A 24,651-nucleotide genomic window follows, 5' to 3' on the forward strand; every position below is an offset into this window, starting at 1 on the left:
TCCCGGCCGGTGCGGCCGGGTACCCGGGCGCCGGTCCGCAGCCGCGGGGCAGCCGCGGGGGAGCCGCGGGAAGGCCGAGAGAGGGAGCGATGGTGGAGAAGAAGCACGGAGCCGCCCGCCGGGTGGTCGTGGTGACCGGGGCCAGCGCGGGAGTGGGGCGGGCCGCGGTACGGGCCTTTGCCGCGCGGGGGGACGCCGTGGCGCTGCTCGCCCGCGGCGAGCGCGGGCTGACCGCCGCGGCCGAGGAGGTGCGCGCGGCCGGCGGCCGGGCACTGCCGCTGGCGGTGGACGTCTCCGACCCGGAGGCCGTGGAACGGGCCGCCGAGCGGATCGAGGTGGAGCTGGGGCCGATCGAGGTCTGGGTCAACGCCGCCTTCAGCACCGTGTTCGCCCCGGTGCGCGACATCCGTCCGGAGGAGTTCCGCCGCACCACCGAGGTCACCTATCTGGGGTTCGTGCACGGCACCCAGGCCGCGCTGCGCCGCATGCTGCCGCGCGACCGCGGCACCATCGTGCAGGTGGGCTCCGCGCTGGCCTACCGGGGGGTGCCGCTCCAGGCCGCCTACTGCGCGGCCAAGCACGCCATCCAGGGCTTCCACGAGTCGCTGCGCTGCGAACTGCTGCACGACGGCAGCCGGGTGCGGACCACCATGGTGCAGCTTCCGGGGCTGAACACCCCGCAGTTCGACTGGGTGCTGTCCAGGCTGCCCCGCCATCCCCGGCCGGTGCCGCCGGTCTACCAGCCGGAGACCGCGGCCCGCGCCATCGTGCACGCCGCGGAGCACGGCCGCCGCCGGGAGCACTGGGTGGGCATGTCCACGGCACTCACCCTGCTGGCCAACAAAATCGCTCCCGGGCTGCTCGACCGCTACCTCGGCCGCACCGGCTACGCCTCCCAGCAGACCGGGCAGCCCACCGCGCCGGACCGGCCGTCCAACCTGTGGGAGCCGCTGGACGGCCCGGGCGGGCAGGACCGCGGGGCGCACGGCGGTTTCGACGAGGAGGCGCAGCACGCGGGCGGCCAGCTCTGGGCCTCGCAGCACCACGGACTGCTGGCCATGGCCGGTGCCGCCGCGGCCGGCGGCGCGGTGCTCGGCGCCGCGGCGGCCCGCCGGGCCCGGAACTGAACCGGAGGCGGGGCGCCGGTCCGTCCAGGTGATGCCCGGTGCTGCCGCGTGTCCGTTTTGCGGCCGGGCCCGGCCGTGCCAGCCTGCCGGGAGCCGCTTGGGTGTTCGTCGCCACCCGGAAACCGGAAGGGGCCCTGAGCCATGGCGATCCCGGACGTACGCATCGGCCGCACCCCGCCCGCCGAGCGCGGCCCAGGACATGTCACGGTCCGCTGGCTGTCCTCCACCGACCACAAGGTCATCGGCGCGATGTACATCATCACCGCCTTTGCCTTCTTCCTGGTCGGCGGGGTGCTGGCGCTGGTGATGCGCGCCGAACTGGCGCGTCCGGGCATGCAGGTCGTCACCGCCGAGCAGTACAACCAGGCGTTCACCCTGCACGGCACGATCATGATGCTGCTGTTCGCCACCCCGCTGTTCGCCGGGTTCGCCAATGCCGTGATGCCCTTGCAGATCGGCTCGCCCGATGTGGCGTTCCCCCGGCTCAACATGCTGTCGTACTGGCTGTTCGCGTTCGGCGGGCTGATCGTGGTGGGCTCACTGCTGGTGCCGATGGGACCGGCGGACTTCGGCTGGTTCGCCTACGCCCCGCTGAACAGCGCCGCCCACACCCCGGGCATCGGCGCCGACATGTGGGTGATGGGCCTGGCGCTGAGCGGCTTCGGCACCATCCTCGGCGCGGTCAACTTCATCACCACCATCGTCTGCATGCGCGCGCCGGGGATGACGATGTTCCGGATGCCGATCTTCACCTGGAACGTGCTGCTCACCAGCGTGCTGGTGATCATGGCGTTTCCGGTGCTGGCGGCGGCGCTGTTCGCGCTGGCCTCGGACCGCACCTTCGGTTCCCACATCTTCGACGCGTCGAACGGCGGCGCGCTGCTGTGGCAGCACCTGTTCTGGTTCTTCGGCCACCCCGAGGTCTACATCATCGCGCTGCCGTTCTTCGGCATCATCACCGAGATCGTTCCGGTCTTCAGCCGCAAACCGCTGTTCGGCTACTTCGGCATGGTGGCGGCGACCATCGCCATCACCGGCCTGTCCATCATGGTGTGGGCGCACCACATGTTCGCCACCGGCGCGGTGCTGCTGCCCTTCTTCTCCCTGCTGTCGTTCCTCATCGCGGTGCCCACCGGGGTCAAGTTCTTCAACTGGATCGGCACCATGTGGAAGGGCTCGCTGAGTTTCGAGACGCCGATGCTGTGGTCGATCGGCTTCCTGGTCACCTTCCTCTTCGGCGGGCTGACCGGTGTGCTGCTGGCCTCCCCGCCGCTGGACTTCCATGTCACCGACACCTATTTCGTGGTGGGGCATTTCCATTACGTGGTGTTCGGCACGGTGGTGTTCGCGATGTTCGCCGGCTTCCACTTCTGGTGGCCCAAGTGGAGCGGGCGGATGCTGGACGAGCGGCTCGGCAAAATCTCGTTCTGGATGCTGTTCCTCGGTTTCCAGGGCACCTTCCTGGTGCACCACTGGCTCGGCGCCGAGGGCATGCCGCGCCGCTACGCCGACTATCTGGCCGCGGACGGCTTCACCGCCCTGAACACGGTCTCCACGGTCAGTTCCTTCCTGCTCGGCCTGTCCGTGCTGCCGTTCCTCTACAACGTGTGGAAGACCCACCGGTACGGCACCCCGGTGGCCGGGGACGACCCCTGGGGATGGGGGCGGTCGCTGGAGTGGGCCACCTCCAGCCCGCCGCCCCGGCACAACTTCTCCGCCATCCCGCGCATCCGCTCCGAGTCGCCCGCCTTCGACCTGCATCACCCGGAGGCGGCCCGGGAGACGCAGCAGCGGCTGGCCGACCGGTCCGATCTGCTGCACTCCGGCGGCTGACCGGCACCGCCCGCCGCCTTCGTCGGCGTCAGGGACCGGCAGGGGGCCGGCAGGGTCCGTCAGGCCGGGCCGCCGCGGCGCCGCCCGGCCGCCAGCAGCAGCCCGGCCGCGCCCGCGGCACCCGCCGCCGCGGTGAGCGCCGCGCCCCGCCAGGGCGAGGCCGGACCGGCCGGCCCGGTCCCGGTGAGCCGCTCCGGATACGGCCCGAAGGACACCGCGCCCGGCGCTCCGGCGCCGTCCGGCGCCCGGTCCAGGGCGAGCGCCAGCACCTGAGCCAGATGCAGGGCACGGCGGTCGGTGGACTGCATGATCTGCTCCTGGCAACTGAAGCCGTCGGCGATCAGCAGGGTGTCCGGGTCCGCGTCCCGCACCGCCGGCAGCAGCGCCTGCTCGCCCACGCCCAGGGACAGTTCATAGCGCTCGCCGTGCTCGAACCCGAAGGAGCCGGCCATGCCGCAGCACCCGGGGTCGGGCACCTCGTACTCCAGGCCGGTGCGGTCCAGCAGCCCGAACTCGCCGCCCATGCCGCCCGGGGTGTTCTTGTGGTGGCAGTGGCCGTGCACCAGCGCCCGGCCGGACAGCCGGGGCGGCTCCCAGCCGTCCGCGTGCTCGCCCAGAAAGGAGCCCAGGTCCTGGGCCAGGGACGCCAGCCGCCCGGCGGCCGGGTCGCCGGGCATCATCTTGCCCAGTTCGTCCCGGAACACCGCCAGACAGCTCGGCTCCAGCCCGATCACCGGCACCCCCTCCTCCAGCGCGGGCCGCAGCACCTCCAGATTGCGGCGCAGAAAGCGCCTGGCCATGCCGAGGAAGCCGTAGTCGTACAGCGGGCGCCCGCAGCACACCCAGCTCTCCGGCAGCCGCACCCGGAAGCCGGCGTCCTCCAGCACCCGCACCGCGGCGATGCCGGTGACGGGGGAGAAGTGGTCGGTGAAGGTGTCCGGATAGAGCATGACCGGCGGCCCGCCGGGGTGGGCCGGGCGGTGCCGGGCGAACCAGCGGCGGAAGGTGGTGGCGGCGAAGGCCGGCACCCTCCGCTCCCGGGCCACCCCGCCGGCCAGCTTCATCGCCCGGGAGAGCAGCGGCGCCTGCCCGGCGAGGTTGGCCACCGAGGGCATCAGCGAGGCCGCCCGGGCCGCGTACATGATCCAGCCCATGGCATAGGCCGAGCGCGGGCGCAGCCGCCCGGCGTAGTACTTGGCCAGGAACTCGGCCTTCAGGGTGGGGATGTCCACATTGACCGGGCAGTCATGGGTGCAGCCCTTGCAGGACAGGCACAGCTCCATCGCGTCGAAGAGGTCCCGGTCGCGGGTGCCGCCGGTGGCGATGTCGCCGCGCAGCATCTCGAAGAACAGCCGGGCCCGGCCCCGGGTGGTGTGCTTCTCCTCGCGCAGCACCTGGAAGCTGGGGCACATGGTGCCCTGCTTCCCGGGCTCCCGGCACCGGCCGACGCCCACGCAGCGCACCGCGGCATGGGCCACGCTGCCGCCGTCCTCCGGATAGCCGAAGTGGGTGTCCAGGGGCAGCGGATGCCACTCGGGGCCGAGCCGCAGGTCGCCGTCGACCGGATAGGGATCCACCACCTTGCCCGGGTTCATCTTCCACTCCGGGTCCCAGATCCGCTTGAACTCCCGGAACGCCTCGACCAGTTCCTCGCCGTACATGCGGGGCAGCAGCTCGGCCCGCTGCTGGCCGTCGCCGTGCTCGCCGGAGAGCGAGCCGCCGTAGGAGGCGACCAGGCCGGCCGCGTCGGTCAGGAAGCGGCGGTAGCCGGCCACGCCCTCGGCGGTGTAGAGGTCGAAGTCGATCCGGGTGTGCACACAGCCCTGGCCGATATGGCCGTAGACCGCGCCGCGCCGCCCGTGGCGGGCGTAGAGCCGCTTCAGATCGCGCAGATAGTCGCCGATCCGCTCGGGCGGCACCGCGGAATCCTCCCAGCCGGGCCAGTGGTCGTTGCCGTGCGGCGGAAAGGCGGTGGCGCCGAGCCCGGCCTCCCGGATCTCCCACATGCCCCGGGCCTGCGCCGGGTCGTCGTAGAGCCGGGCGTCCACCGGCGGGGTGCCGCCCTCGCGCAGGTCGTCCAGCATCCGCCGGGCCCGCCGCTCGGCCTCCTCCCTGGTGTCGCCGCCGAACTCCACCAGCAGCCAGCCGCTGCCCCCGGGCAGCAGCTCCAGCTCCTTCAGATGCATCTGCGACTGCCGCTCGTCCTCGATCAGCAGATCGTCCAGCGCCTCGCAGCTCAGCGGCCGGTGCCGCATCACCCGGCGGCTCTCGTCGGCGGCGGTGGCGATATCCGGGTAGCCCAGTGCCACGGTGGTCCGGACCGGCGGGTCGGGCATCAGGCTCAGGGTGGCGCCCAGCACGGTGACGCAGGTGCCCTCGGTGCCGACCAGGGCGCGGGCCACATTGAAGCCGTTCTCGGGCAGCAGCTCGTCCAGGTTGTAGCCGGAGACCCGGCGCGGGATGCGCGGCATCCGGGACCGGATCAGGTCGGCGTAGGTGTCGCGCAGATCCCGCAGGCGGCGGTAGATCTCGCCGCGCCGGCCGCCCTCGGCGATGATCCGCTCCAGCTCCGCCTCGCCGGTGCGGCCGACCGTCATGCGCAGCCCGTCATAGGTCAGCACCTCCAGCGATTCGACATTGTCCGAGGTCCGCGGGCCGCCGCCGTAGAACTCGGACATCACCGAGTGGATGCCGCAGGAGTTGTTGCCCAGCATGCCGCCGATGGTGCAGTAGGCGTGGGTGGAGGGATCGGGGCCCCAGGTCAGGCCGTGCCGGGCGGCGGCGGACTTCAGTTCGTCGCACACCACGCCCGGCAGGCAGTGCGCGGTGCGCCGCTCCGCGTCGATCCCGGGCGTGGCGTCCAGGTACTTGGAGAAGTCGATCACCACGGCGAAGTTGACCGTCTCGCCGGACAGACTGGTGCCGCAGCCCCGGGAGACCAGCGGCGCCCGGTAGGCCCGGCAGGCCTCCACCGTGGCCACCACGTCGTCCGTGGTGCGGGGGATGACGACCCCGACCGGCTCCTGCCGGAAGTTGGAGGCGTCGGTCGCGTACAGCGCCCGCGAGCCGTCGTCGAACCGGACCTCACCGGAGACATGGCGGCGCAGCCGGTCCTCCAGCCCTCGCACATTGATCCGTTCGGCGGCGGACATGCCGCCCGGCAGCCGGGGCTCGGTCCGGGCGGGCACGGTGCGGTGACGGGGCGTGCCTGGCATGGGGGTTCCTCCTGAGGACTCCGGACGGGTTCGGCGGCGGCGCGCCGGGTACCCGCGGGCGGATGACGGACACCTCACCCGGCACCTCACCCGGCACCTCACCCGGCACCTCACCCGGCACCGCAGCGGACACCGCACCGGACGGCTCAGTGCCCGCCGTCGCCTCCGCCGGGGCGCCGGTGGAGCGGGTGCGCACGCTGGTCTGGCAGATCCCCACCGAGGACCCGGAGGCGGACGCCACCCTCGCCTGGGACAGCACCACCGTGGTGCTGGCCGAGATCGACGCGGGCGGCCGTACCGGCCTCGGCTGGACCTATGGCGACCGGGCGGCGGCCACGGTCATCGACGGCAGACTGGCCTCCGTGCTGACCGGCCGGGACGCCCTGCGGCCCGGCCAGGCCTACGACGCCATGCTCGGCGCCTGCCGCAACCTGGGAACCCCCGGCGTGGCGGCCACCGCGGTCTCCGCCGTGGACTGCGCGCTGTGGGACCTCAAGGCCCGCCTGCTGGGCGTACCGCTGGTCACCCTGCTGGACGGGGTGCACGAGGCCGTGCCGGTCTACGGCAGCGGCGGCTTCACCACGCTGTCCCCGTCCGCCACCGCGGAGCAGTTGTCCGGCTGGGTGGCGGCGGGCATTCCGCGGGTCAAGCTCAAGGTCGGCGGCGATCCGGACGCCGACCCGGCGCGGGTGCGGGCCGCCCGCTCGGCCATCGGCCCGGACACCGCCCTCTACGCCGACGCCAACGGCGGCTGGCACCGCAAACAGGCCCTGTACTGGGCGCAGCGGCTGCGGGAACCGGACGCCGACATCACCTGGCTGGAGGAACCGGTCAGTTCGGAGGATCTGGCGGGGCTGCGGCTGCTGCGCGACCGGGGACCGGGCGGCATGGACATCGCGGCCGGCGAGTACGGCTGGGACGTGCCCTACTTCCAGCGGATGCTGGACGCCGGAGCCGTGGACTGTCTCCAGGCGGATGTCACCCGGTGCGGGGGCATCACCGGCTTCCTGCGGGTGGCCGCGCTGTGCGACGCCCGCTGCGTCGACCTGTCCGCGCACTGCGCGCCGCAGCTCAGCGCGCATGCCTGCACCGCCGTGTGGCATCTGCGCCATCTGGAGTACTTCCACGACCATGTGCGCATCGAGCGGATGCTGTTCGACGGGGTGCTGGAACCGGAGGCGGGCGGGGTGCTGCGGCCCGACCGCAGCCGCCCCGGGCACGGTCTGACCCTGGCCCCGGGCCGCGCCGACCGCCACCGGATCGCCTGAGCCGGCCGGCCGCCGCGCCCCGCCTTCCCGCTCCGCCGCCGGACACTCCGCCGGACACTCCGCCGGACGGCGGAGTTTGCCCCCGTGCGCTCCGGTAACCCGTGCCCGGTTCCCGACTGCCTCATCCACGACGACCCGACGACGACCTCACGACGTCCCCGACGAATCTGTCTGCGAGGAGAACACGCCATGAGTCAGGTTGCCGACTTCGTGCTCGACCGCCTGCGCCAATGGGGGGTGCACCGGGTGTTCGGCTACCCGGGAGACGGTATCAACGGGTTCCTCGGCGCCTTCGGCCGCGCCGCCGGCGACCCCGAGTTCATCCAGGTCCGGCACGAGGAGATGGCCGCCTTCATGGCCTGCGGCCACGCCAAGTTCACCGGCGAGCCGGGCGTCTGCATCGCCACCTCGGGACCGGGCGCCATCCATCTGCTCAACGGCCTGTACGACGCCAAGCTCGACCACCAGCCGGTGGTCGCCGTGGTGGGGCAGCAGAAGCGCCTCTGTCTGGGCTCGGCCTACCAGCAGGAGGTGCACCTCGACCGGCTGTTCGCGGACGTCTCCGACTACTGCCAGCTCGTGATGCACCCCGCCCAGGCCCGGCATGTCGTCGACCGGGCCTTCAAGAACGCGCTCACCAACCGCAGCGTGTCCACCATCATCGTCCCCGAGGACGTGCAGGAGGAGCCCGCGCAGCCCTCCCCGCCGCGGATGCACGGCGCGGTCTACTCCAGCGTCGGCTGGAGCCGGCCCCGGGTGCTGCCGGACGAGGACGAACTGCGCCGGGCCGCCCGGGTGCTCAACGAGGGCAAGAAGGTGGCGATCCTGATCGGCCAGGGCGCGGCGGACGCCGAGGGCGAGGTCATCGAGACCGCCGAGACGCTGGGCGCGGGCGTGGCCAAGGCCCTGCTCGGCCGGGATGTGCTGCCGGACGACCTGCCCTATGTCACCGGCCCGGTCGGCCTGCTGGGCAGCAAGGCCAGCGACAACATGATGCGGGACTGCGACACCCTGCTGATGATCGGCAGCAGCTTCCCGTACGCCGAATGGCTGCCCAAGGAGGGCCAGGCCAGGGGCGTGGAGATCAACATCGACGGCCGGATGATCGGGGTGCGCTATCCCATGGAGGCGTATCTGGTGGGCGACTCCCGGGAAACGCTGCGCGCCCTGTTGCCGCTGCTGCGCCGCAAGGACGACCGGGGCTGGCGCAAGTCCGTGGAGAAGGACGTCCGGGAGTGGAAGGAACTGTGCGCCAAGCGGGCCTCGCAGCACTTCGGCGGCGTGATCAACCCGCAGTCGGTGGCGTCGGCGCTGTCCGACCGGCTGCCCGAACGGGCGATCCTGACCGCCGACTCGGGTTCCGGCACCAACTGGTGGGCCCGCCATCTGGAACTGCACGACGGCATGCAGGCGTCGCTGTCCGGCACCCTGGCCACCATGGGACCCGGCGTGCCGTACGCCATCGCCGCCCGCTTCGCCCACCCGGACCGGCCGGTGATCGCCTTCGTCGGTGACGGCGCCTTCCAGATGAACGGCATGAACGAGATGATCACCATCAAGCGCTATCACAAGCGCCTGGCGGGCCGGGCGCCGTTCGTGTTCTGCGTCTTCAACAACCGGGACCTCAACCAGGTGACATGGGAGCAGCGCGCCATGGCGGGCGATCCCAAGTTCCCCGGTTCCCAGGACATTCCGGATGTGCCCTATGCCGCCTTCGCGGATCTGCTCGGGCTGCGCGGAATCCGCTGCGACGAGCCGCGGAAGGTGGGCAGGGCGTGGGAGGAGGCGCTGTCCGCCAAGGAGCCGGTGGTGCTGGAATTCGTGGTCGATCCGGAGATCGCCCCCATTCCGCCGCACATCAAGACCGAGCAGGGCAAGAAGGCCGCCAAGGCGATGATGCACGACCCGGAGAACATCGGGATCGTGGCCCGCGGCGTCCGCCAGAAACTCACCGAATACGCCGCCCACCTTCCCGGGCGCGGTTCCTCCTGACCCGGCCGCCGAACGCGAACGGGCCGCCCGGCGGCCCATTCGTGGAGATGCGGTGAGGGTCGGCCGGACGGGGAATGCGGACGGGCGGACGGGGCAGTGACTCGTTACGGCGCCGTCCGCGGGGAGAAACCCTCCTCCCACCGGGAGGAGGGCGATCACCCTTCCGCACGGCCGCTCGTCAGTCCGGGCCGGATACCTCCGGATGCGACGCCCCTTCCCTTTCCCCGATCCCGCACCCGGTGCAGCGGGGAAGCGCCACCGGAGAAATCCCGGCCCGGCCCGCCGGCGTACATTCCGCGCCGGACCGCACCGCCCGGCGCCCGCGGCCGTCGGCGCGTTCTGCGCGTTCAGCGTGTTCTGCGCTCGCCGCGGGCCAGCCGGTTCAGCCGCCCGGCGTCGAGAAGCTCCACCCGCCGGTAGCCGACCCGCAGCAGTCCCGCGCGCTCGAAGTCCTTCAGCACCCGGTTGAGCGTGGGGCGGCGCAGGCCGAGCATGCCCGCCAGGGTGGCCTGGGAGCAGTGCACCCCCGCGCCGCGCGCCTCGCGCAGCAGCAGCCCGGCAACCCGCCGCTCCGCGCTGCAGTTCAGGGTCTGCGCCAGGATCTCCTGGGTCCGGGCGTGCTGCCGGGCCAGGCTGCGCAGCCAGAGGCGGGTCAGCGCCGGGCTGCCGTCCAGCATGGCCAGGAACCGCGCCGCGGGCAGGAATCCGGCCCGGACGTCGGTGAGCGCCCGCGCGGTGCAGCCGGCCGGGCTGCCCAGCAGCAGCGGCGCGTCACCGGCGACCCCGCAGGGCGACAGCACCCCGATCACCACCCGGTCCCGGCCCGAGCCGGTGACCAGTTCCAGCGTGCCGCTGCGGATGATCCACACCCCGTCCGGCATCCTTCCCTGACGGAAGGCCACCGTGCCGCGGGGCAGCAGCCGCTCCTCCAGCCCTTCGGCCAGTTCCCCGGCCAGCCGGTCCACGGTCGGTGTGCCGGCTGCGCCCAGGCACTCGATCAGCCATGCCGCCGCGCGTCGGCCGGCGGCGGTGGACGCGGCGGCTTCCTTCTCGGTCGTCATCACCCTGTCCTGTCATATGTATGACTATCTGATCGCCCAGTCGGGGTGGGGTGGGGTTGCCGGAGTCACCGGCTGTCAACTCCTGAGGACGGAACGAGGCAACCCCTATCCAACCCGACAAAGGGAGAGACAGCACATGGGAATGCGTCTGATGCGCCGGGCCGTGCTCGGCACCGCTGCCGCCTGCCTGGCCGCCGGAGCCGTTGCCGCGGGTGCCGGCACCGCCGTCGCCGCCCCGGTCGTCGAGCACCAGGCCGCCGACCACGACCCGGACAGGAACCGCGGCGACCACCACGGCAAGGACGGCAAGCACGAGAAGGACGGCAAGGAGGGGAAGGAGAAGGACGGCAAGCACGAGAAGGACGGGAAGCACGGCGAGTGCGACAAGGAGAGGAAGCACGAGAAGAACGGCAAGGAGGGGAAGCACGACAAGCACGACAAGCACGGCAAGGACGGCAAGGGCGGCAAGGAGGGGAAGCACGGCAAGGAGGGCAAGGACGGCAAGTGCGGCTGCGGCAAGGAGGACCACGGCCGCGGTGATCACGGCCGGGGTGACCACGGCCGGGGTGATCATGACCGGAGTGACCACGACCGCCGCGGCCACGACCACGGCGGCCACGGCCGGCACAGCTACCACCCGGTCGGCCTCGGCCACGGACCCGTCCCCGGTCTGTTCTGACCGGTCCGGACGGCGGCACCGGTATGCCCGTCCCGGCGGCCGGAGCGCTTCCGCTCCGGCCGCCGGGCCGTGCCGCGGGCGGCGCGCGGCCCGCTGAAGAAAGCACATCGGAGCAGCACACGATCTTCCCAAGAGGGGGAAACCGGAGCCGTCCGCCGTTCCGCTCCCGGCCCCGTCGCCGCCACGCCCACCTCCGGGTGACGGCCATCCGGCGCAGTGCGGCTCCCCCACGCGGAAGCCCTGGCGGGCCGCCGCCGCTGCGGCGCGGGGGAGCCCGAGGCGCCCCCGGCAGGACTCGAACCTGCGACCAAGTGCTTAGAAGGCACCTGCTCTATCCGCTGAGCTACGGAGGCGGGACCCCGGCGAGGACGTTCACCCCGCCGCCCGTGCGCCGCGCACAGGATAGGGCTTCGGGGAGTGCGCCCTTGCCGCGTCACCGGCCCTTTCCGCGGACGGGGAGACAGCGCTCCGCGACCAGGTGTGGAGATCCGGTGAAGCAGCCCCGATAATCGCAGGCGCGGTCTTGGCGCGCAGCGATTTCGACGCCCCGCTGCGGGGGTGTTGCGCACTCGTTATGCCGGTGAGAGCGCTCTGGCGCACGGCTTCTCGCGAGTTCGACCGAATATGCTTCTGATATCGCCCGAAATTGGGCATTCTTCTCGTGTGGCGATCTTGGAGGCACGGCCCGATCTGGTGGACGCGCTCACCGCACTGCGGGAGCGCATCGCCGCCGCACGCTTCCCGCTGGCGCTGCCCGGCGCGGAACGGGCGCGGCGCTCCCGCTCCGAACTGCTGATCCAGCTCGACGGCTATCTGGTGCCCAGGGTACGGGAACCGGACGCCCCGCTGCTGGCCGTGGTGGGCGGCTCCACCGGCGCCGGAAAATCGACCCTGGTGAATTCCCTGATCGGCCGCCGGGTTTCACCCGCGGGAGTGCTGCGGCCCACCACCCGGACGCCCGTTCTGATCTGTCATCCGGACGACCATCACTGGTTCGCCGGACCGCGGGTGCTCCCCATCCTGGGCCGGGTCTGGCTGCCCCGGGACCAGCGCGACGAGTTCTCCGCGGCGCCGCCGCCCGCCGCCACCGACGACGGCCGCCCCGCCCTGGCCGTGGAGACCTCCCGGGCGATCCCGGCCGGGCTGGCCCTGCTCGACGCCCCCGACATCGACTCGGTCGCGGGCGGCACCCGGGACCTGGCCGCGGACCTGATCGCCGCCGCCGACATCTGGGTGCTGGTCACCACCGCCGCCCGCTACGCCGACGCCACCCCCTGGAATCTGCTGCGCACCGCCCGCGAGTGGAACGTCACCCTGGCCACCGTGCTGGACCGGGTGCCGCACCAGATCCTGCCGGAGGTCTCCCGCCACTACGCGGCCCTGCTGGACCGGGCCGGCCTGGGCGACATCCCCCGGTTCACCGTTCCCGAACTGCCCGAGTCCGCCGGCGGCTCCGGCCTGCTGCCCGCCAGCACGGTCTCCGCGCTCCGCCAGTGGCTGGCCCACCAGGCACAGGACCCGGCCGCACGGGCGGTCGCCGCCTCCCGCACCGCCCTCGGCACCCTGGGGGCGCTGCGCGGCCGGATCGCCGCGCTGGCCGGCGCCGCCGCCGCCCAGGCCGCCGCCGCCACCCGGATGGATCAGCACCTGGCCGACGCCTTCGCGGATGCCGCCCGCCGGGTGCGGGACTGCCTGGACCGCGGCGGCCTGATGAGCGGCCAGGTCCGGGCCCACTGGCTGTCCTTCCCCCAGGACAGCAGCAGCGACGAACTGATGGACGCGCTCACCGAGGCGCTGATCAGCCTGCTGGCCGAGGAACTGATCGCCGCGGGGGAACGCACCACGCTGCGCTGGGAGCGCGAGCCCGGCGCGCCGCCGCGCCGCCAGCCCCCGGAGAAGGTGCGGGCCCGCACCGGCATCCTGGTGCGGCGGCTGCGGCGCTGTCTGGAGGAACTGGCCGAGGAGGAGGCGCGGGCCGTGCTCGACGCCGGGCCGGGTCCGGCCCCGGTGGGCGGCCGGGCCCCGGTGCGGGGCCGGGGGCCGTCCGCCGGGCCGTCCGGACCCCTGGGCCCGGCGCGGCTGCCGTCCCGGCCGCCCGCCGGGCAGTCCCGGGCACCGGCCCCGGCGGACACCGGCCGGCGCCGCGTCCTCCGCGGCGGACGGTCCCCGGGCCGCGGCCCGGGGACCGGGCCCGCCACCGGGACCGGGCACCGCCCCCCGACCGGCCGCGACGGCCTCCCGGACGACAGCCCCCGCCACCCCTGTGACGCGGGGGAGACGGCCGCTCTGCTGATGACCGCCCTGCTGTGCGGACGCCGCGCCGCCCCGGCCGGTCAGGCCCTCCAGGCACTGCTCGGCTCGGCCCGGGCCGCCCGGCTGCGCGACCGGGCGGCCAAGCTGCTGCACCGCTATGTGGACCGCGCGGTCGGCGAGGAGCGCGATCTGCGCGGCGCTCCCCTGCACCGACTCGCCGTCACCCCCGACCACCAGGTCGAACTGGTCGCCGCCTACTCCCTGCTCGGCAGACGTCTGCCCGCGCGCTGACCGCCGCCGCCGGCCGCCGCCGATCCCGCGCCCAGGGATTCCCGCATCCCGCATCCCGCCCCAGCCCACCCGGAAGGAGAGAACCGTGCCGGAGGAGAACACCGCGGCGCAGCCGTCCGGGCCGCCGCCCGGACCGGGCACCGCCACCACCCTGTGGGACGACGGGGTGATCGCCCGCCGGGGCGTGCCGTACCACCTGCCCAGCCAGGAGTTCCAGACCGAGGACGAGCCCGAGCCGCTGGTACCCGCCCCGCCGCCCGCCCCCGACACCCTCACCGAGCCCGAGGCCGACCGCCGGCTGCGGCTCCGGCTGGCCGCGCTGCGCCAGTTGGTCGGCCTGTCCCGTTCCCGCCTCGATGCGGCCGTGCTGGACGAGGCCGGCCGGGTGCTGGACGCCGCCGCGGCCCGCGCCCGGCTGCCCCGCGCCTACACCGCCATCGCCATCGCCGGTGCCACCGGCAGCGGCAAGTCCAGCCTGTTCAACGCGCTGGCCGGGGCGCAGCTCTCGGAGACCGGGGTGCGCCGTCCCACCACGGCCGCGGCCGTCGCCTGCACCTGGGACGCCGGGCGCAGCATCGGCCCCGAGGCGCTGCTGGAACGCTTCGCCATCCCGGCCCGCGCCCGCCGCCGCGCCCATCTGACCGACGCCGCGCTGCGCGGGCTGATCCTGCTGGACCTGCCCGACTACGACTCCGTTGACCTCGACCACCGGGAGAAGGCCGAGCGGCTGCTCTCCCTGGTCGACGGGGTGATCTGGGTGGTGGACCCGGAGAAGTACGCGGACGCCGTGCTGCACGAGCGCTATCTGCGCGCCTTCGCCGGACACGCCGAGGTCAGCATCGTGGTGCTCAACCAGACCGACCGGCTGCCCGCCGACGCCGCCGAGGCCGTCCTGGACGACCTGCGGCGGCTGCTGGACGAGCGCGGCGTGGCCCTGGGCGAGCACGGCGAACCCGGCGCCGGGGTGCTCGGGGTCTCCGCACTCACCGGGGACGGCATGCCGGAACTGCGCCAACTGCTCGGCGAACTGGTCGGCAGCCGGGCCACCGCGGCCCGGCGGCTGCTGGCGGACGTGGACGGCGCCACCCGCCGGCTGCGCCCCGCCTGCATCGCCGACACCGTGCAGGCCCCGGCCGGGCTCACCGCCGAGGCCCGCGAGGAGTTCGAGGAACGCCTGGCCTCGGCGGTCGGCGCCCCGGCCGCCGGGCTGGCCGTGGAACGCTATCTGCTGCGCCGCGCCGAACGCGCCTGCGGCACCCCGTGGGCGCAGCTCGCCCGGCGGTTCGCCGAACGGCGGGCGGTGCGGCGCGGCGAGCCGGCCGATCTGGCCACCCGCACCCGCGGCCTGCTGCTGGCCCCGCCGCGGGTCTGCCGGCCGGCCGTGGTGGAGGCGGTGCGGCAGGTCGCCGAGGAGGCGTCCGCCGAACTGCCTCGGCCCTGGGCCAAGGCGGTGCGGGCCGCCGCCTGGACCGGCGCCCGTGATCTGCCGCACCAGCTCGAACAGGCCATGGCGCGCCGCCGCCCGGACCCACCGCCCGCCGGGCCGGCGCCCGCCGCGCCCGCTGCCGAGCCCGCCGCGCCGGACCCTTCCTCCCCGGCGCCCGCCGGGCCGGCCGGCCCGGCCGGGCGCGCCGCCGCCCCCGGGCCGCCCGCCGCCCCGGACGGGCCGGCCGGTCCCGCCGACGCCGCCGGTCCCGACCGGCTGCCGCGTCCCCGCTGGTGGGCGGTGGCCGCGGTGGCCCAGGCGGGCCTGCTGGCCACCCAGTTGCTCGGACTGTGCTGGCTGCTGCTGGCGGTGGCCGGCCACTCGGTGGCCGGCTACTGGCTGCCCGCCGGGCTGCTGGTCGGCGCGGCCCTGGCCGCTCCGCTGCTGGCCTGGATCTGCCGGCTGGCGGCCCGTACACCGGCCCGGGTCTGGGGCCGGCGGGAGGAGGAACGGCTGCGCCGCATCGCGGCGTCCCGCGGCCGTGCCCAGGTGCTGGAGCCCATCGCAGCCGAACTGCTGCGCTATCGCGAGGTGCGGGAACAGTTCTTCATCGCCGCGGGCGGACTCGAATCGCGCTGAAGTACCCCGGCCGGGCCGCGGAACTGACGCCCCGCCGGCCGACGCCGCCTCACCGGCCGGGTGGCTCCGCCCCTTCCGTTCCCGTTCGCACGGCGTTCGCGGAACATTTGCAGCCCGGCCCGCCCGGGCGGCGGACGCCGGGTGGCGCGCCCGGCTCGGATGTCGCGATCGTCCTATTGGCCTGAGTGTGAAGATAACGATTACACCTCGTTGGGCTTGCAGTGGCCGAAGGCGGGGGACAGTGCTCTGTTCGGGTCTCTAGCATCCATGGCGCATGCACGGGGCAACTGTGAAGTCTGCTGTCCAGAGTTGCGGCGGCAGCCCGTGCGCATCATGGAGGGGACTGACCATGACCTTTGTACGCAAGCGGGTTGTCACCCGCCTTGCGGCCACCGCCCTTGCCACCGCGCTGTTCGCCGCAGGGACCATCGCCACCGCCGGACAGGCCGTCGCGGACGAGAACCCGCGCAACGGTGGCGCCACCGCCACCCTGGGCGAGCTGGAGACCTACGACACCATCGTCGTCGAGCACAACGGCCGACGGGGACAGGTTTCCGGCGGCCTGTTCACCATGGAGGTGGCGGGCGGCGGCACCGTCAAGACCTACTGCATCGACTTCGGCACCCGGGCCCGCACCGGTGTCGACTACAAGGAGGTCGGCTGGGACGCCTCGTCCCTGGCCGGCAACCCCAACGCGGGCAAGATCCACTGGATCCTGCAGAACTCCTACCCCACCGTCGACGACCTGGACGCGCTGGCCGGTACGGTCGGTGCCAAGTCGCTGACCCCCGAGCAGGCGGCGGCCGGCACCCAGGCCGCCATCTGGTTCTTCTCGGACGGCGTCGACGCCATGCCGAAGAACAAGCAGGCCAAGAAGCTCACCAAGTGGCTGAAGAAGAACGCCCAGGACCTCGCCGAGCCGGACCGCCCGTCGCTGGAGCTCAACCCGGCCGCGGTCGGCGGCCAGGCGGGCGAGAAGCTCGGCCCGGTCACCGTCTCCACCAGCGCCGACTCGGTCGTCATCACGCCCGACGCGGGAGCCGCCGGACTGGGCGTCAACATCGTCAACGGCGCGGGTGAGCTGATCACCGAGGCCACCCCGGTGACCGACGGCACCGAACTGTTCTTCGACGTGCCGGCCGACGCCGACGCGGGCAGCACCTCCTTCACCGCCACGGTGACCACCACGGTGCCGCTGGGCCGTGCCTTCACCGGCATCGACCACGAGACCCAGACCCTGATCCTGGCCGGTTCCACCGACTCCTCGGTCAGCGCCACGGCCGAGGCGACCTGGTCCGCCGTGCCCGAGCCGGAGCCCGAGCCCGAACCGGAGCCGGAGCCCGAGCCGGTGGGCGTGGTGAACGCCTCCGAGACCTGCGTGGACGGCGGCGTCCAGCTCGAACTGACCAACGCGGGCGGCGGCGAGTACACCTTCACCGTGGGCGAGGACGAGATCACCGTCGCGGCCGGCGCCACCGAGACCCACTTCGTCCCGGCCGAGAACAAGCAGCCCTACGCCATCGAGGTCTACGGCCAGGACTCCGAGGAGCCGCTGGCCACCTTCACCGGTGTGCTGGACTGCGACACCTCGGTGGACAACGAGGACGAGGGCGAGACCGAGGAGGACGACACCCCGACCCCGGACTCCACCGGCGGCAGCGGTGAGACCGAGAGCGACGGCCCGGACCTCGCCGAGACCGGCAGCAGCACCAACCCGGCGCTGTACGGCGGCATCGCGCTGGCCCTGCTGGTCGCCGGCGGCGCCGTGGTCTTCTTCCTCCGCAAGAAGGCCAAGAGCTGACCCACCTCCTGTGACCTGCGCATTCCCCACAGCGCAGGGCTGACGGAACCGCACCCGGTCCCCCGGGGGGCGCCGAACCCGGCGCCCCCGCGGCGGGCCGGGTGCGGTCGTGTGAGGAGGGAGCCGGGCGGCCCGGCCGCCCGATCACCGGTGTCCGGGGACCGGGGCGCTCCGCGGTGCCGGCCGGCGGTACCGTCACTGTGTCCGGACGGTTCTTCGGAGGTGTCGGCATGGGGCGTTGGACCGGCTGGCTGACCAGTTTCTGCCTGCTGGCCACCCTGGGCAGCATGGCCGTGGGATGGTCGGGCGTCCGCGGGGGAGACCCGGTCGGCACCATCCTCGGCATCGTCCTGAGCGGCGGCTTCGGCCTGCTGACCGTCCACCTGATCGTCGCCCGGGACGAGGACGCCCCCTCCGGGGACGAGCCCGACTGAGCGGCCACCGCGGCCCGCGGCCGGGTCTTTTCCCGGATGGCGCTTGCCAAGGCCCGAAGCGGCGTATGCTGCGCTCAGGCCGTGGAACCGATGGGTGAACCCGGCCCCGATGAGAGAAGGCCGATCGGCATGGGCATGGGCAACGCACTGTCCGGCAGCCACCTGCTGGTGCTGCTCCTGGTGGTTCTGGTGGTCTTCGGCTCGAAGCGGCTGCCGGAGGTGGCGCGCGGGCTGGGCCAGTCGCTGCGCATCCTGAGAGCCGAGGCCCGGGCGATGAGCAGGGATGCCGCCGCGCCGCAGTCCGGCGGAGCCGTCCCGCAACCCCTGCCGCAGACCGCCGCGCCGCGGGACGAGCGTCCCCCGGCCGGCTGAGTCCTCCCCTCCTTCGTCTCCTTCGTCCTCCCTTTCCTTTCTTCTTTCTCCTTCCTCACCTTTCCTCCCGCAAGGACACACCCTGGTGGACGCTCTGGCCCTCGGGCCTGCCTGGCTCGACCCCGAACACCTCATCCAGACCTTCGGCCTGATCGGCATCCTGGCCATCGTCTTCGCCGAGTCGGGGCTGCTGATCGGTTTCTTCCTGCCCGGTGACTCGCTGCTGTTCACCACCGGCATGCTGGTGGCCGCGGGCGAGTATCTGCACTATCCGCTGTGGCTGGTGTGCGTGCTGATCGTGGTGGCCGCGATCCTGGGCGACCAGGCCGGTTATGTCTTCGGCCGCAAGGCCGGGCCCGCACTGTTCCGGCGGCCCGACTCGCGACTGTTCAAGCAGGAGAACGTGGTCCGGGCGCACGCCTTCTTCGAGCGTCATGGCCCCAAGGCGCTGGTGCTGGCCCGCTTTGTGCCCATCGTGCGCACCTTCACCCCGATCGTCGCCGGGGTGGGCAGGATGCACTACCGCACCTTTGTCACCTACAACGTCCTCGGCGCGGTGCTGTGGGGAGCGGGGGTCACCCTGCTGGGCGCCGCGCTCGGCCGTATCGCGTTCGTGCGCGACAACATCGAGCTGATGCTGGTGGGCATCGTCCTGCTCTCGGTGACCCCGATCGTCGTGGAGTTCCTCCGCGCCCGGCGGGCGGCCCGGCCGGCGGCCCCTTCCGCGCCGTCCGCGCCCTCCGCCGTGCCGTCCGGCGGCGGTACGGAACGGTAGTCCGCCGGGGGGCCGCTCACCCTCGGTGAATCCCCGGACCGGGGACGGGTGGGGCATTTCCGCTGCGGACGGGGCATGCGGCAGGATGGAACCGATTGCCCGCAGCCCGCTGAACTAGTGCCGGACGGTTTCTCTTGGCTGAGTACATCTACACGATGCGCAAGGCGCGCAAGGCGCATGGCGACAAGGTGATTCTCGACGACGTCACCCTGGCCTTCCTGCCCGGTGCGAAGATCGGCGTCGTGGGCCCCAACGGCGCCGGCAAGTCCACCGTGCTCAAGATCATGGCCGGTCTGGAGCAGCCCTCCAACGGCGATGCCTTCCTCTCGCCCGGCTACACCGTCGGCATCCTGCTCCAGGAGCCGCCGCTGAGCGAGGACAAGACGGTCCTGGAGAACGTCCAGGAGGGCGTGGCCGACACCAAGGCAAAGCTCGACCGGTTCAACGCCATCGCCGAGGAGATGGCGACCAACTACACCGACGAGCTGATGGAGGAGATGGGCCGGCTCCAGGAGCAGCTCGACCACTCGAACGCCTGGGATCTCGACGCCCAGCTCGAACAGGCCATGGACGCCCTGGAGTGCCCGCCGGGCGACTGGCCGGTCACCCACCTCTCCGGCGGCGAGCGGCGCCGGGTGGCGCTGTGCAAGCTGCTGCTGGAACAGCCCGACCTGCTGCTGCTCGACGAGCCCACCAACCACCTGGACGCCGAGTCCGTGGCCTGGCTGGAGCAGCATCTCGCCAAGTACCCGGGCACGGTCGTGGCCATCACCCACGACCGCTACTTCCTGGACAACGTGGCCGAGTGGATCATGGAGCTGGACCGCGGCCGGGCCCATGGCTACGAGGGCAACTACTCCAAGTACCTGGAGACCAAGGCCGCCCGCCTGAAGGTGGAGGGGCAGAAGGACGCCAAGCGGCAGAAGCGGCTCAAGGAAGAACTGGAGTGGGTCCGCTCCAACGCCAAGGGCCGGCAGGCCAAGTCCAAGGCCCGCCTGGCCCGTTACGAGGAGATGGCGGCCGAGGCCGAGAAGACCCGGAAGCTGGACTTCGAGGAGATCCAGATCCCGCCGGGGCCGCGGCTGGGCAATGTCGTGGTCGAGGTGGACAAGCTGGAGAAGGCGTTCGAGGACAAGGTCCTCTTCGACGGCCTGTCCTTCTCCCTGCCGCGCAACGGCATCGTCGGTGTGATCGGTCCCAACGGCGCCGGCAAGACCACCCTGTTCAAGATCATCCAAGGGCTGGAGCAGCCGGACAACGGCAAGGTCAAGGTCGGTGAGACGGTCTCGATCTCGTATGTCGACCAGTCGCGGGAGAACATCGACCCCAAGAAGACGCTGTGGGAGGTCGTCTCCGACGGCCTGGACTACATCAACGTCGGCAAGGTGGAGATGCCCTCCCGGGCCTATGTCTCGGCCTTCGGCTTCAAGGGGCCGGACCAGCAGAAGCCGGCCGGGGTGCTCTCCGGCGGCGAGCGCAACCGCCTCAACCTGGCGCTCACCCTCAAGCGCGGCGGCAACCTGCTGCTGCTCGACGAGCCCACCAACGACCTCGATGTGGAGACGCTCTCCTCGCTGGAGAACGCGCTGCTGGAGTTCCCCGGCTGCGCCGTGGTCGTCTCCCACGACCGGTGGTTCCTGGACCGGGTGGCCACGCACATCCTCGCCTACGAGGGCAACTCGCAGTGGTTCTGGTTCGAGGGCAACTTCGCGTCCTACGAGAAGAACAAGATCGAGCGGCTCGGTCCGGACGCCACCCGTCCGCACCGCGCCACGCACAAGAAGCTCACCCGGGGCTGACCGTGCGGCACCTCTTCGCCTGTCACCTGCGCTGGTCGGACATGGATGCCTTCGGGCACGTCAACAACGTCGCCTTCCTGCGGTATCTGGAGGAGGCGCGGATCGACTTCCTGTTCCGGCTGGCGCAGGAGGCGGCGCCGTCCGGCTCCGCCGGTGCCGCCGGCGGCTCGGCGGACGCCGGGCACGCGGCCGAGGTGGCGGACATGGCGGCGGACGCGGCCGGGGCGGCGGGGCGCGGCGGCGCATACGACCCGGCCGTGCCGTTCTCGGGCGGCTCGGTGGTGGCACGGCACGAGATCGACTATCTCCGGCCGCTGGTGCACCGCCACCGGCCGGTGACCATCGAGACCTGGGTGACCAAGATCGGCGCCGCCTCGGCGACGGTGGCCTACGACGTCCGGGACGAGGACGCCGTCTATGTCCGGGCCTCGACGGTCATCGTCCCCTTCGATCTGGAACGCCAGGCGCCGCGCCGGCTGACCCCCGAGGAGCGGGCCTTCCTGGAGCGCTACCTCGACGACTCCGCGACCGGGCGGGGGCGACGGCCGGCATGACCCTGCTCACTCTCGCCCGGCCGGAGCAGGCGGCGGGCTTCGCCGCCTTCCTCGGCCGGCAGCTCCGCTGGGACCGGGCCGCGGCGGTACGGCTGCGCGGCGCGGACGGCGTCCTGGCCGCCTTCACCCGCCCGGCCCGCTTCGACGTGCTGGCCGTCCTCCCGCTGCCGCTCGCCGGCACCGGCACCGGCGCCGACCCTGTGCCGGCCCCCGCCGAGGAGCTGGACATCACCGTCTCGGCCGGCGAACTGCTGGAGGCGGTGGACGAGGAATCCGGCACGGTGACCGTGCCCGGCGCCGTCACCGGACCGCCCTGGGCGGGGCTGCTGCCGCCGCGCGGCGGCTGGCGGCGGCTGGCCGAGCTGCCCGGCGGGCAGGTGCGGGACGCGGCGGCCTCGGTGGTCGCCGAGTTCCGCAGCCGCACCGAGGCCCTGCTGCCGCAGCAGCGCACCCGCGCCGCGCTGGACGGGCTGGCCGAGGAGGTGTGGTCCCGCCCGCTGGCCGCCACGCCGCTGCCGCTGCGGGCGGTGCACGCGGCGCACGCGCTCGGCTTTCTGCGTCCGGACGGCCCGCCGGTGGCGGTGCTCGCGGCCGGCTCCTGGCTCCGGCTGCGCACCCCGCACGGCTCCACCGCCCTGCGCCGCACCACCCGCGGCCCGCTCACCCTGACCCCCCTCCCCGGCTGACCCGCGCCCGGGCGCGGGCGTGGGTGCGGGCGCGGATCAGCCGGGGGTGTTGATCATGGAGCCCGCGGCGAAGACCAGGTAGTTCCAGAGCTGCTTCGCCGGCCCCGGATCGAGGCCGAGGCTGTCCACGGCCTCCCGCATATGGCGCAGCCAGGCGTCGTGCGCCTCGCGGTTGACCGCGAAGGGTGCGTGCCGCATCCGCAGCCGCGGGTGTCCGCGCTGCTCACTGTAGGTGCGCGGGCCGCCCCAGTACTGGATCAGGAACAGCCGGAGCCGCTCCTCGGCCGGGCCCAGATCCTCCTCCGGGTACATCGGCCGCAGCACCGGGTCCTCGGCCACTCCCTCGTAGAACCTCCGCACCAGCCTGCGGAACGTCTCCTCACCGCCCACCTGCTCGTAGAAGGTGGCGGTCGGCACACTGCCGCGCGGGATACGGGGGTCTTCGGTCACCGTTTACTCACCATCCGGTCGGCCGGCCTCGTCTCAACGTCTCCATGGTCTCAGAAGCCCGGAGCGCCCGGGCCCGGGGAGGTGGACGGACGGTCCGGCCGGGCTCTACGATCCGCACAGCGGGCCGGGGGGCGGCCCGGGGGCCGGGTCTGGGGGGATCGTGGTGTCGGGACTTCGGGTCCGCCGTGCGGCAGCACTGCTGCTGGCGGCGGCGGTGCTGGCCGGATGCAGCGGTCCGGGCGGAACGGACCGGGACGAACCCTCCGCGGCCCCGGAGCCGGGCGGCTCCGCCGAGCCCACGCCCGGCGGCGGCCGGGACCCGGCGGCGGCGCCGGAGACGGTCTGCGACATCGTCTCCGCCGAGCTGGCCGCCGGCCTGCTCGACGTCGGGCAGGACCGGCTGACCGGTGACTGCACCGCCAACCCGGAGGCCGGCGTGCACGCCTGGCGGCTCTGGACGGTGCGGGACCAGGACCAGGACCAGGACCAGGAGCAGGAGCAGGAGCCGGTGGAGGCCGCCCTGTCGGTGTTCGTGACCGACGCCGGGTCCCCGGCCGGCAGCGGCGAGTCGTTCGACACCTACCGGGCGCGGGCCGCCGAGAACCAGCGGTGCGAGCTCGGCCTCGCCGCCGGCATCCGGCCGTGCTACTTCACCGACGACTCGTTCGTGGTCCTGCTCGGCACCTCCCCTCAGCAGGAGCAGGTGCTGGTCAGCTCGCTGGGCGCGACGGCCCGGATCGATCCGGCCGAGCCCGGCTACGAGGTCAGCGGCGACGCGCTGCGCGAACTGTCCGAGCAGGTCGCGGACCGGCTCGCGGCGGGCGGAACCGTGCCGGACGCCGAGCCGGTCCGGACCACGGAGGACTCGCCGCTGGCCGGGCCCGGAGCGGCGCCGGATGACCGGCCCGCGGCCGGCACTGTCGACAAGTGTCTGCTGTACTACGACGGCCCGGCGGACTGCACCAGCGACAATCCCGAGATCGAGGTCGGCTTTGTCTCGCTGTCCAGCACCGAGGGCTGCTCGTTCGACATCGGCTTCGACTTCGGCGACGGCACCACGGCGCGGCACCGGGCGTCCGGCGGCCCGCCCGGCCGGACCAGGCTCCAGGACCACACCTACCGGGAGACGGGCACCTATCGGGTCTCCGCCACGGTGAAGGTGCTCGACGGCGGCTGCTCCGGGTTCGACGCCGGGTACACCTTCCGCCACCAGGCCGCCGCCACCCCCGCCACCTGCGCGTACAAGCTGGACGAGGACCGGGGCCGGGCCTATCTGTTCAGCATGCTTCCGGTGGGGGAGCTGAAGCGGCCGGACGGCGGCCCGGCCGGCGGCTTCCCGCACGACGACACCGACGACGGAAACAACGTCTTTGTGGACGAGGCCGGGGTCCGCTGGCACCTGTTCGCACCCGGCCTGTCCGTGTACCACCAGCCGGCCGGCTGGACCGAGGAGGCCACCCCCGGTTCGGCGCCGTTCCTGAAGTTCGTCACCGACCGGGACAGCACCGGCGGCTCCTTCGAGGCGGTGCTGATGCCCGACGGGGTGGTGGCGGGCGCGAGCTGGGACCAGATCCAGGGCCGCACCTTCACCTACTCCGACAACTGGCTCACCTACGGCCAGGGCATGCCGACCTACAACCTGATCGACGCGGACCGCACCTCCTACCTCTCCCTGCCGTCGATCGGCCACTACTTCAAGGACGTCCTGCCGCACGACGCGAACCTGTCCGGCCCCGACGCCAAGGACGACCGCTATGTCCGCCCCACCCGGTTCCTCGACCCGCGCACGGACGACTGGCGCACCTTCCGGGAACGCTTCCTCCGGGTGCGGGAACTGATCGAGGACGACGGTTACCGGTTCCCGGACGACGGCTCCGACGTGCTGCACGCGCCGGACGGCGGCGACACCCATGCGGTGGCCGCCGATCTGGCGGCCCTGGCCCGGGAGATCACCGCCTGCGCGGACGGGGAGTGACGCCGCCGGCGAAAGGCCGGT

At 73.2% G+C, this 24,651-nt stretch carries 18 protein-coding genes and 1 tRNA gene; 15 read left to right on the forward strand and 4 right to left on the reverse strand.

What is annotated here, in order from left to right; translation table 11 throughout:
• The first annotated feature begins 89 nt into the window (after nucleotides 1-89).
• Together BM242_RS03185 and ctaD are read left to right on the forward strand one after the other, a co-directional pair.
• Nucleotides 90-1,127 carry an SDR family oxidoreductase gene (locus BM242_RS03185; protein ID WP_093837016.1) on the forward strand — a complete coding sequence of 346 codons (1,038 nt, stop codon included), beginning with the start codon at nucleotides 90-92 and terminating at the stop codon, nucleotides 1,125-1,127.
• 141 nt (nucleotides 1,128-1,268) lie between these two features.
• Nucleotides 1,269-2,960: an aa3-type cytochrome oxidase subunit I gene (gene ctaD, locus BM242_RS03190; protein ID WP_093837017.1), complete on the forward strand. Its 1,692-nt coding sequence runs from the start codon at nucleotides 1,269-1,271 to the stop codon at nucleotides 2,958-2,960.
• A 59-nt stretch (nucleotides 2,961-3,019) separates the two neighbouring features.
• On the opposite strand, the gene BM242_RS03195 is transcribed toward ctaD, so the two are convergent.
• Entirely contained in the window at nucleotides 3,020-6,175 is a 3,156-nt protein-coding gene (locus BM242_RS03195) for an FAD-binding and (Fe-S)-binding domain-containing protein (protein WP_093837018.1), read from the reverse strand.
• Between the two features lie 62 nt (nucleotides 6,176-6,237).
• On the opposite strand from BM242_RS03195, the gene BM242_RS03200 reads away from it, so the two are divergent.
• Both BM242_RS03200 and BM242_RS03205 read left to right on the forward strand, forming a co-directional pair.
• Complete coding sequence (locus BM242_RS03200) at nucleotides 6,238-7,443, forward strand: enolase C-terminal domain-like protein (RefSeq protein WP_093837019.1); 1,206 nt, start codon at nucleotides 6,238-6,240, stop codon at nucleotides 7,441-7,443.
• Between the two features lie 189 nt (nucleotides 7,444-7,632).
• A complete protein-coding gene (locus tag BM242_RS03205) occupies nucleotides 7,633-9,435 on the forward strand; it encodes a thiamine pyrophosphate-requiring protein (RefSeq protein ID WP_093837020.1) in 1,803 nt (600 codons plus the stop codon).
• Between the two features lie 347 nt (nucleotides 9,436-9,782).
• Here BM242_RS03205 and BM242_RS03210 read toward each other — a convergent pair whose 3' ends face one another.
• Nucleotides 9,783-10,496 carry a Crp/Fnr family transcriptional regulator gene (locus BM242_RS03210; RefSeq protein WP_093837021.1) on the reverse strand — a complete coding sequence of 238 codons (714 nt, stop codon included), beginning with the start codon at nucleotides 10,494-10,496 and terminating at the stop codon, nucleotides 9,783-9,785.
• Between the two features lie 136 nt (nucleotides 10,497-10,632).
• On the opposite strand from BM242_RS03210, the gene BM242_RS28775 reads away from it, so the two are divergent.
• Nucleotides 10,633-11,175: a hypothetical protein gene (locus BM242_RS28775; RefSeq protein WP_139238245.1), complete on the forward strand. Its 543-nt coding sequence runs from the start codon at nucleotides 10,633-10,635 to the stop codon at nucleotides 11,173-11,175.
• A 280-nt stretch (nucleotides 11,176-11,455) separates the two neighbouring features.
• On the opposite strand, the gene BM242_RS03220 is transcribed toward BM242_RS28775, so the two are convergent.
• Nucleotides 11,456-11,528: transfer RNA gene (locus tag BM242_RS03220), tRNA-Arg, on the reverse strand.
• A gap of 319 nt (nucleotides 11,529-11,847) precedes the next feature.
• Between BM242_RS03220 and BM242_RS03225 the strand changes: the two genes are divergently transcribed.
• The 9 genes from BM242_RS03225 to BM242_RS03265 all read left to right on the forward strand — a co-directional run bounded on the left by BM242_RS03225 (nucleotide 11,848) and on the right by BM242_RS03265 (nucleotide 22,205).
• On the forward strand, nucleotides 11,848-13,719 hold the full coding sequence (locus tag BM242_RS03225) for a dynamin family protein (RefSeq protein ID WP_093837323.1): 1,872 nt from the start codon (nucleotides 11,848-11,850) through the stop codon (nucleotides 13,717-13,719).
• Nucleotides 13,720-13,804: 85 nt separating this feature from the next.
• Complete coding sequence (locus tag BM242_RS03230; protein ID WP_175541189.1) at nucleotides 13,805-15,784, forward strand: GTPase; 1,980 nt, start codon at nucleotides 13,805-13,807, stop codon at nucleotides 15,782-15,784.
• 349 nt (nucleotides 15,785-16,133) lie between these two features.
• A complete protein-coding gene (locus tag BM242_RS03235) occupies nucleotides 16,134-17,585 on the forward strand; it encodes a thioester domain-containing protein (RefSeq protein ID WP_093837023.1) in 1,452 nt (483 codons plus the stop codon).
• A gap of 230 nt (nucleotides 17,586-17,815) precedes the next feature.
• On the forward strand, nucleotides 17,816-18,019 hold the full coding sequence (locus tag BM242_RS03240) for a hypothetical protein (RefSeq protein WP_139238246.1): 204 nt from the start codon (nucleotides 17,816-17,818) through the stop codon (nucleotides 18,017-18,019).
• A gap of 129 nt (nucleotides 18,020-18,148) precedes the next feature.
• Complete coding sequence (locus BM242_RS03245) at nucleotides 18,149-18,391, forward strand: twin-arginine translocase TatA/TatE family subunit (RefSeq protein WP_245833771.1); 243 nt, start codon at nucleotides 18,149-18,151, stop codon at nucleotides 18,389-18,391.
• Between the two features lie 85 nt (nucleotides 18,392-18,476).
• Nucleotides 18,477-19,166, forward strand: a complete 690-nt coding sequence (locus BM242_RS03250) for a DedA family protein (RefSeq protein ID WP_175541229.1) — start codon at nucleotides 18,477-18,479, stop codon at nucleotides 19,164-19,166.
• Nucleotides 19,167-19,300: 134 nt separating this feature from the next.
• A complete protein-coding gene (ettA, locus tag BM242_RS03255) occupies nucleotides 19,301-20,965 on the forward strand; it encodes an energy-dependent translational throttle protein EttA (protein ID WP_093837025.1) in 1,665 nt (554 codons plus the stop codon).
• A 2-nt stretch (nucleotides 20,966-20,967) separates the two neighbouring features.
• Nucleotides 20,968-21,519, forward strand: a complete 552-nt coding sequence (locus BM242_RS03260) for an acyl-CoA thioesterase (protein WP_093837026.1) — start codon at nucleotides 20,968-20,970, stop codon at nucleotides 21,517-21,519.
• Entirely contained in the window at nucleotides 21,516-22,205 is a 690-nt protein-coding gene (locus BM242_RS03265; protein ID WP_093837027.1) for a DUF8185 domain-containing protein, read from the forward strand. The genes BM242_RS03260 and BM242_RS03265 overlap by 4 nt, the downstream gene beginning before the upstream one ends.
• Before the next feature lie 36 nt (nucleotides 22,206-22,241).
• On the opposite strand, the gene BM242_RS03270 is transcribed toward BM242_RS03265, so the two are convergent.
• Nucleotides 22,242-22,655: a globin gene (locus tag BM242_RS03270; protein WP_175541230.1), complete on the reverse strand. Its 414-nt coding sequence runs from the start codon at nucleotides 22,653-22,655 to the stop codon at nucleotides 22,242-22,244.
• A gap of 160 nt (nucleotides 22,656-22,815) precedes the next feature.
• Here BM242_RS03270 and BM242_RS03275 point away from each other — a divergent pair, with 160 nt between their 5' ends.
• Nucleotides 22,816-24,630, forward strand: a complete 1,815-nt coding sequence (locus tag BM242_RS03275) for a hypothetical protein (RefSeq protein WP_139238248.1) — start codon at nucleotides 22,816-22,818, stop codon at nucleotides 24,628-24,630.
• Nucleotides 24,631-24,651: the final 21 nt, after the last annotated feature.

This window comes from Streptomyces aidingensis, from assembly GCF_900112355.1.
GTDB lineage: Bacteria > Actinomycetota > Actinomycetes > Streptomycetales > Streptomycetaceae > Streptomyces > Streptomyces aidingensis.

Coding starts and splice junctions, on each gene's coding strand:
- BM242_RS03185 (WP_093837016.1), top strand. CDS start 90: ATGGTGGAGAAGAAGCACGGAGCCGCCCGCCGGGTGGTCGTGGTGACC.
- ctaD (WP_093837017.1), top strand. CDS start 1,269: ATGGCGATCCCGGACGTACGCATCGGCCGCACCCCGCCCGCCGAGCGC.
- BM242_RS03195 (WP_093837018.1), bottom strand. CDS start 6,175: ATGCCAGGCACGCCCCGTCACCGCACCGTGCCCGCCCGGACCGAGCCC.
- BM242_RS03200 (WP_093837019.1), top strand. CDS start 6,238: ATGACGGACACCTCACCCGGCACCTCACCCGGCACCTCACCCGGCACC.
- BM242_RS03205 (WP_093837020.1), top strand. CDS start 7,633: ATGAGTCAGGTTGCCGACTTCGTGCTCGACCGCCTGCGCCAATGGGGG.
- BM242_RS03210 (WP_093837021.1), bottom strand. CDS start 10,496: ATGACGACCGAGAAGGAAGCCGCCGCGTCCACCGCCGCCGGCCGACGC.
- BM242_RS28775 (WP_139238245.1), top strand. CDS start 10,633: ATGGGAATGCGTCTGATGCGCCGGGCCGTGCTCGGCACCGCTGCCGCC.
- BM242_RS03235 (WP_093837023.1), top strand. CDS start 16,134: ATGACCTTTGTACGCAAGCGGGTTGTCACCCGCCTTGCGGCCACCGCC.
- BM242_RS03240 (WP_139238246.1), top strand. CDS start 17,816: ATGGGGCGTTGGACCGGCTGGCTGACCAGTTTCTGCCTGCTGGCCACC.
- BM242_RS03245 (WP_245833771.1), top strand. CDS start 18,149: ATGGGCATGGGCAACGCACTGTCCGGCAGCCACCTGCTGGTGCTGCTC.
- BM242_RS03265 (WP_093837027.1), top strand. CDS start 21,516: ATGACCCTGCTCACTCTCGCCCGGCCGGAGCAGGCGGCGGGCTTCGCC.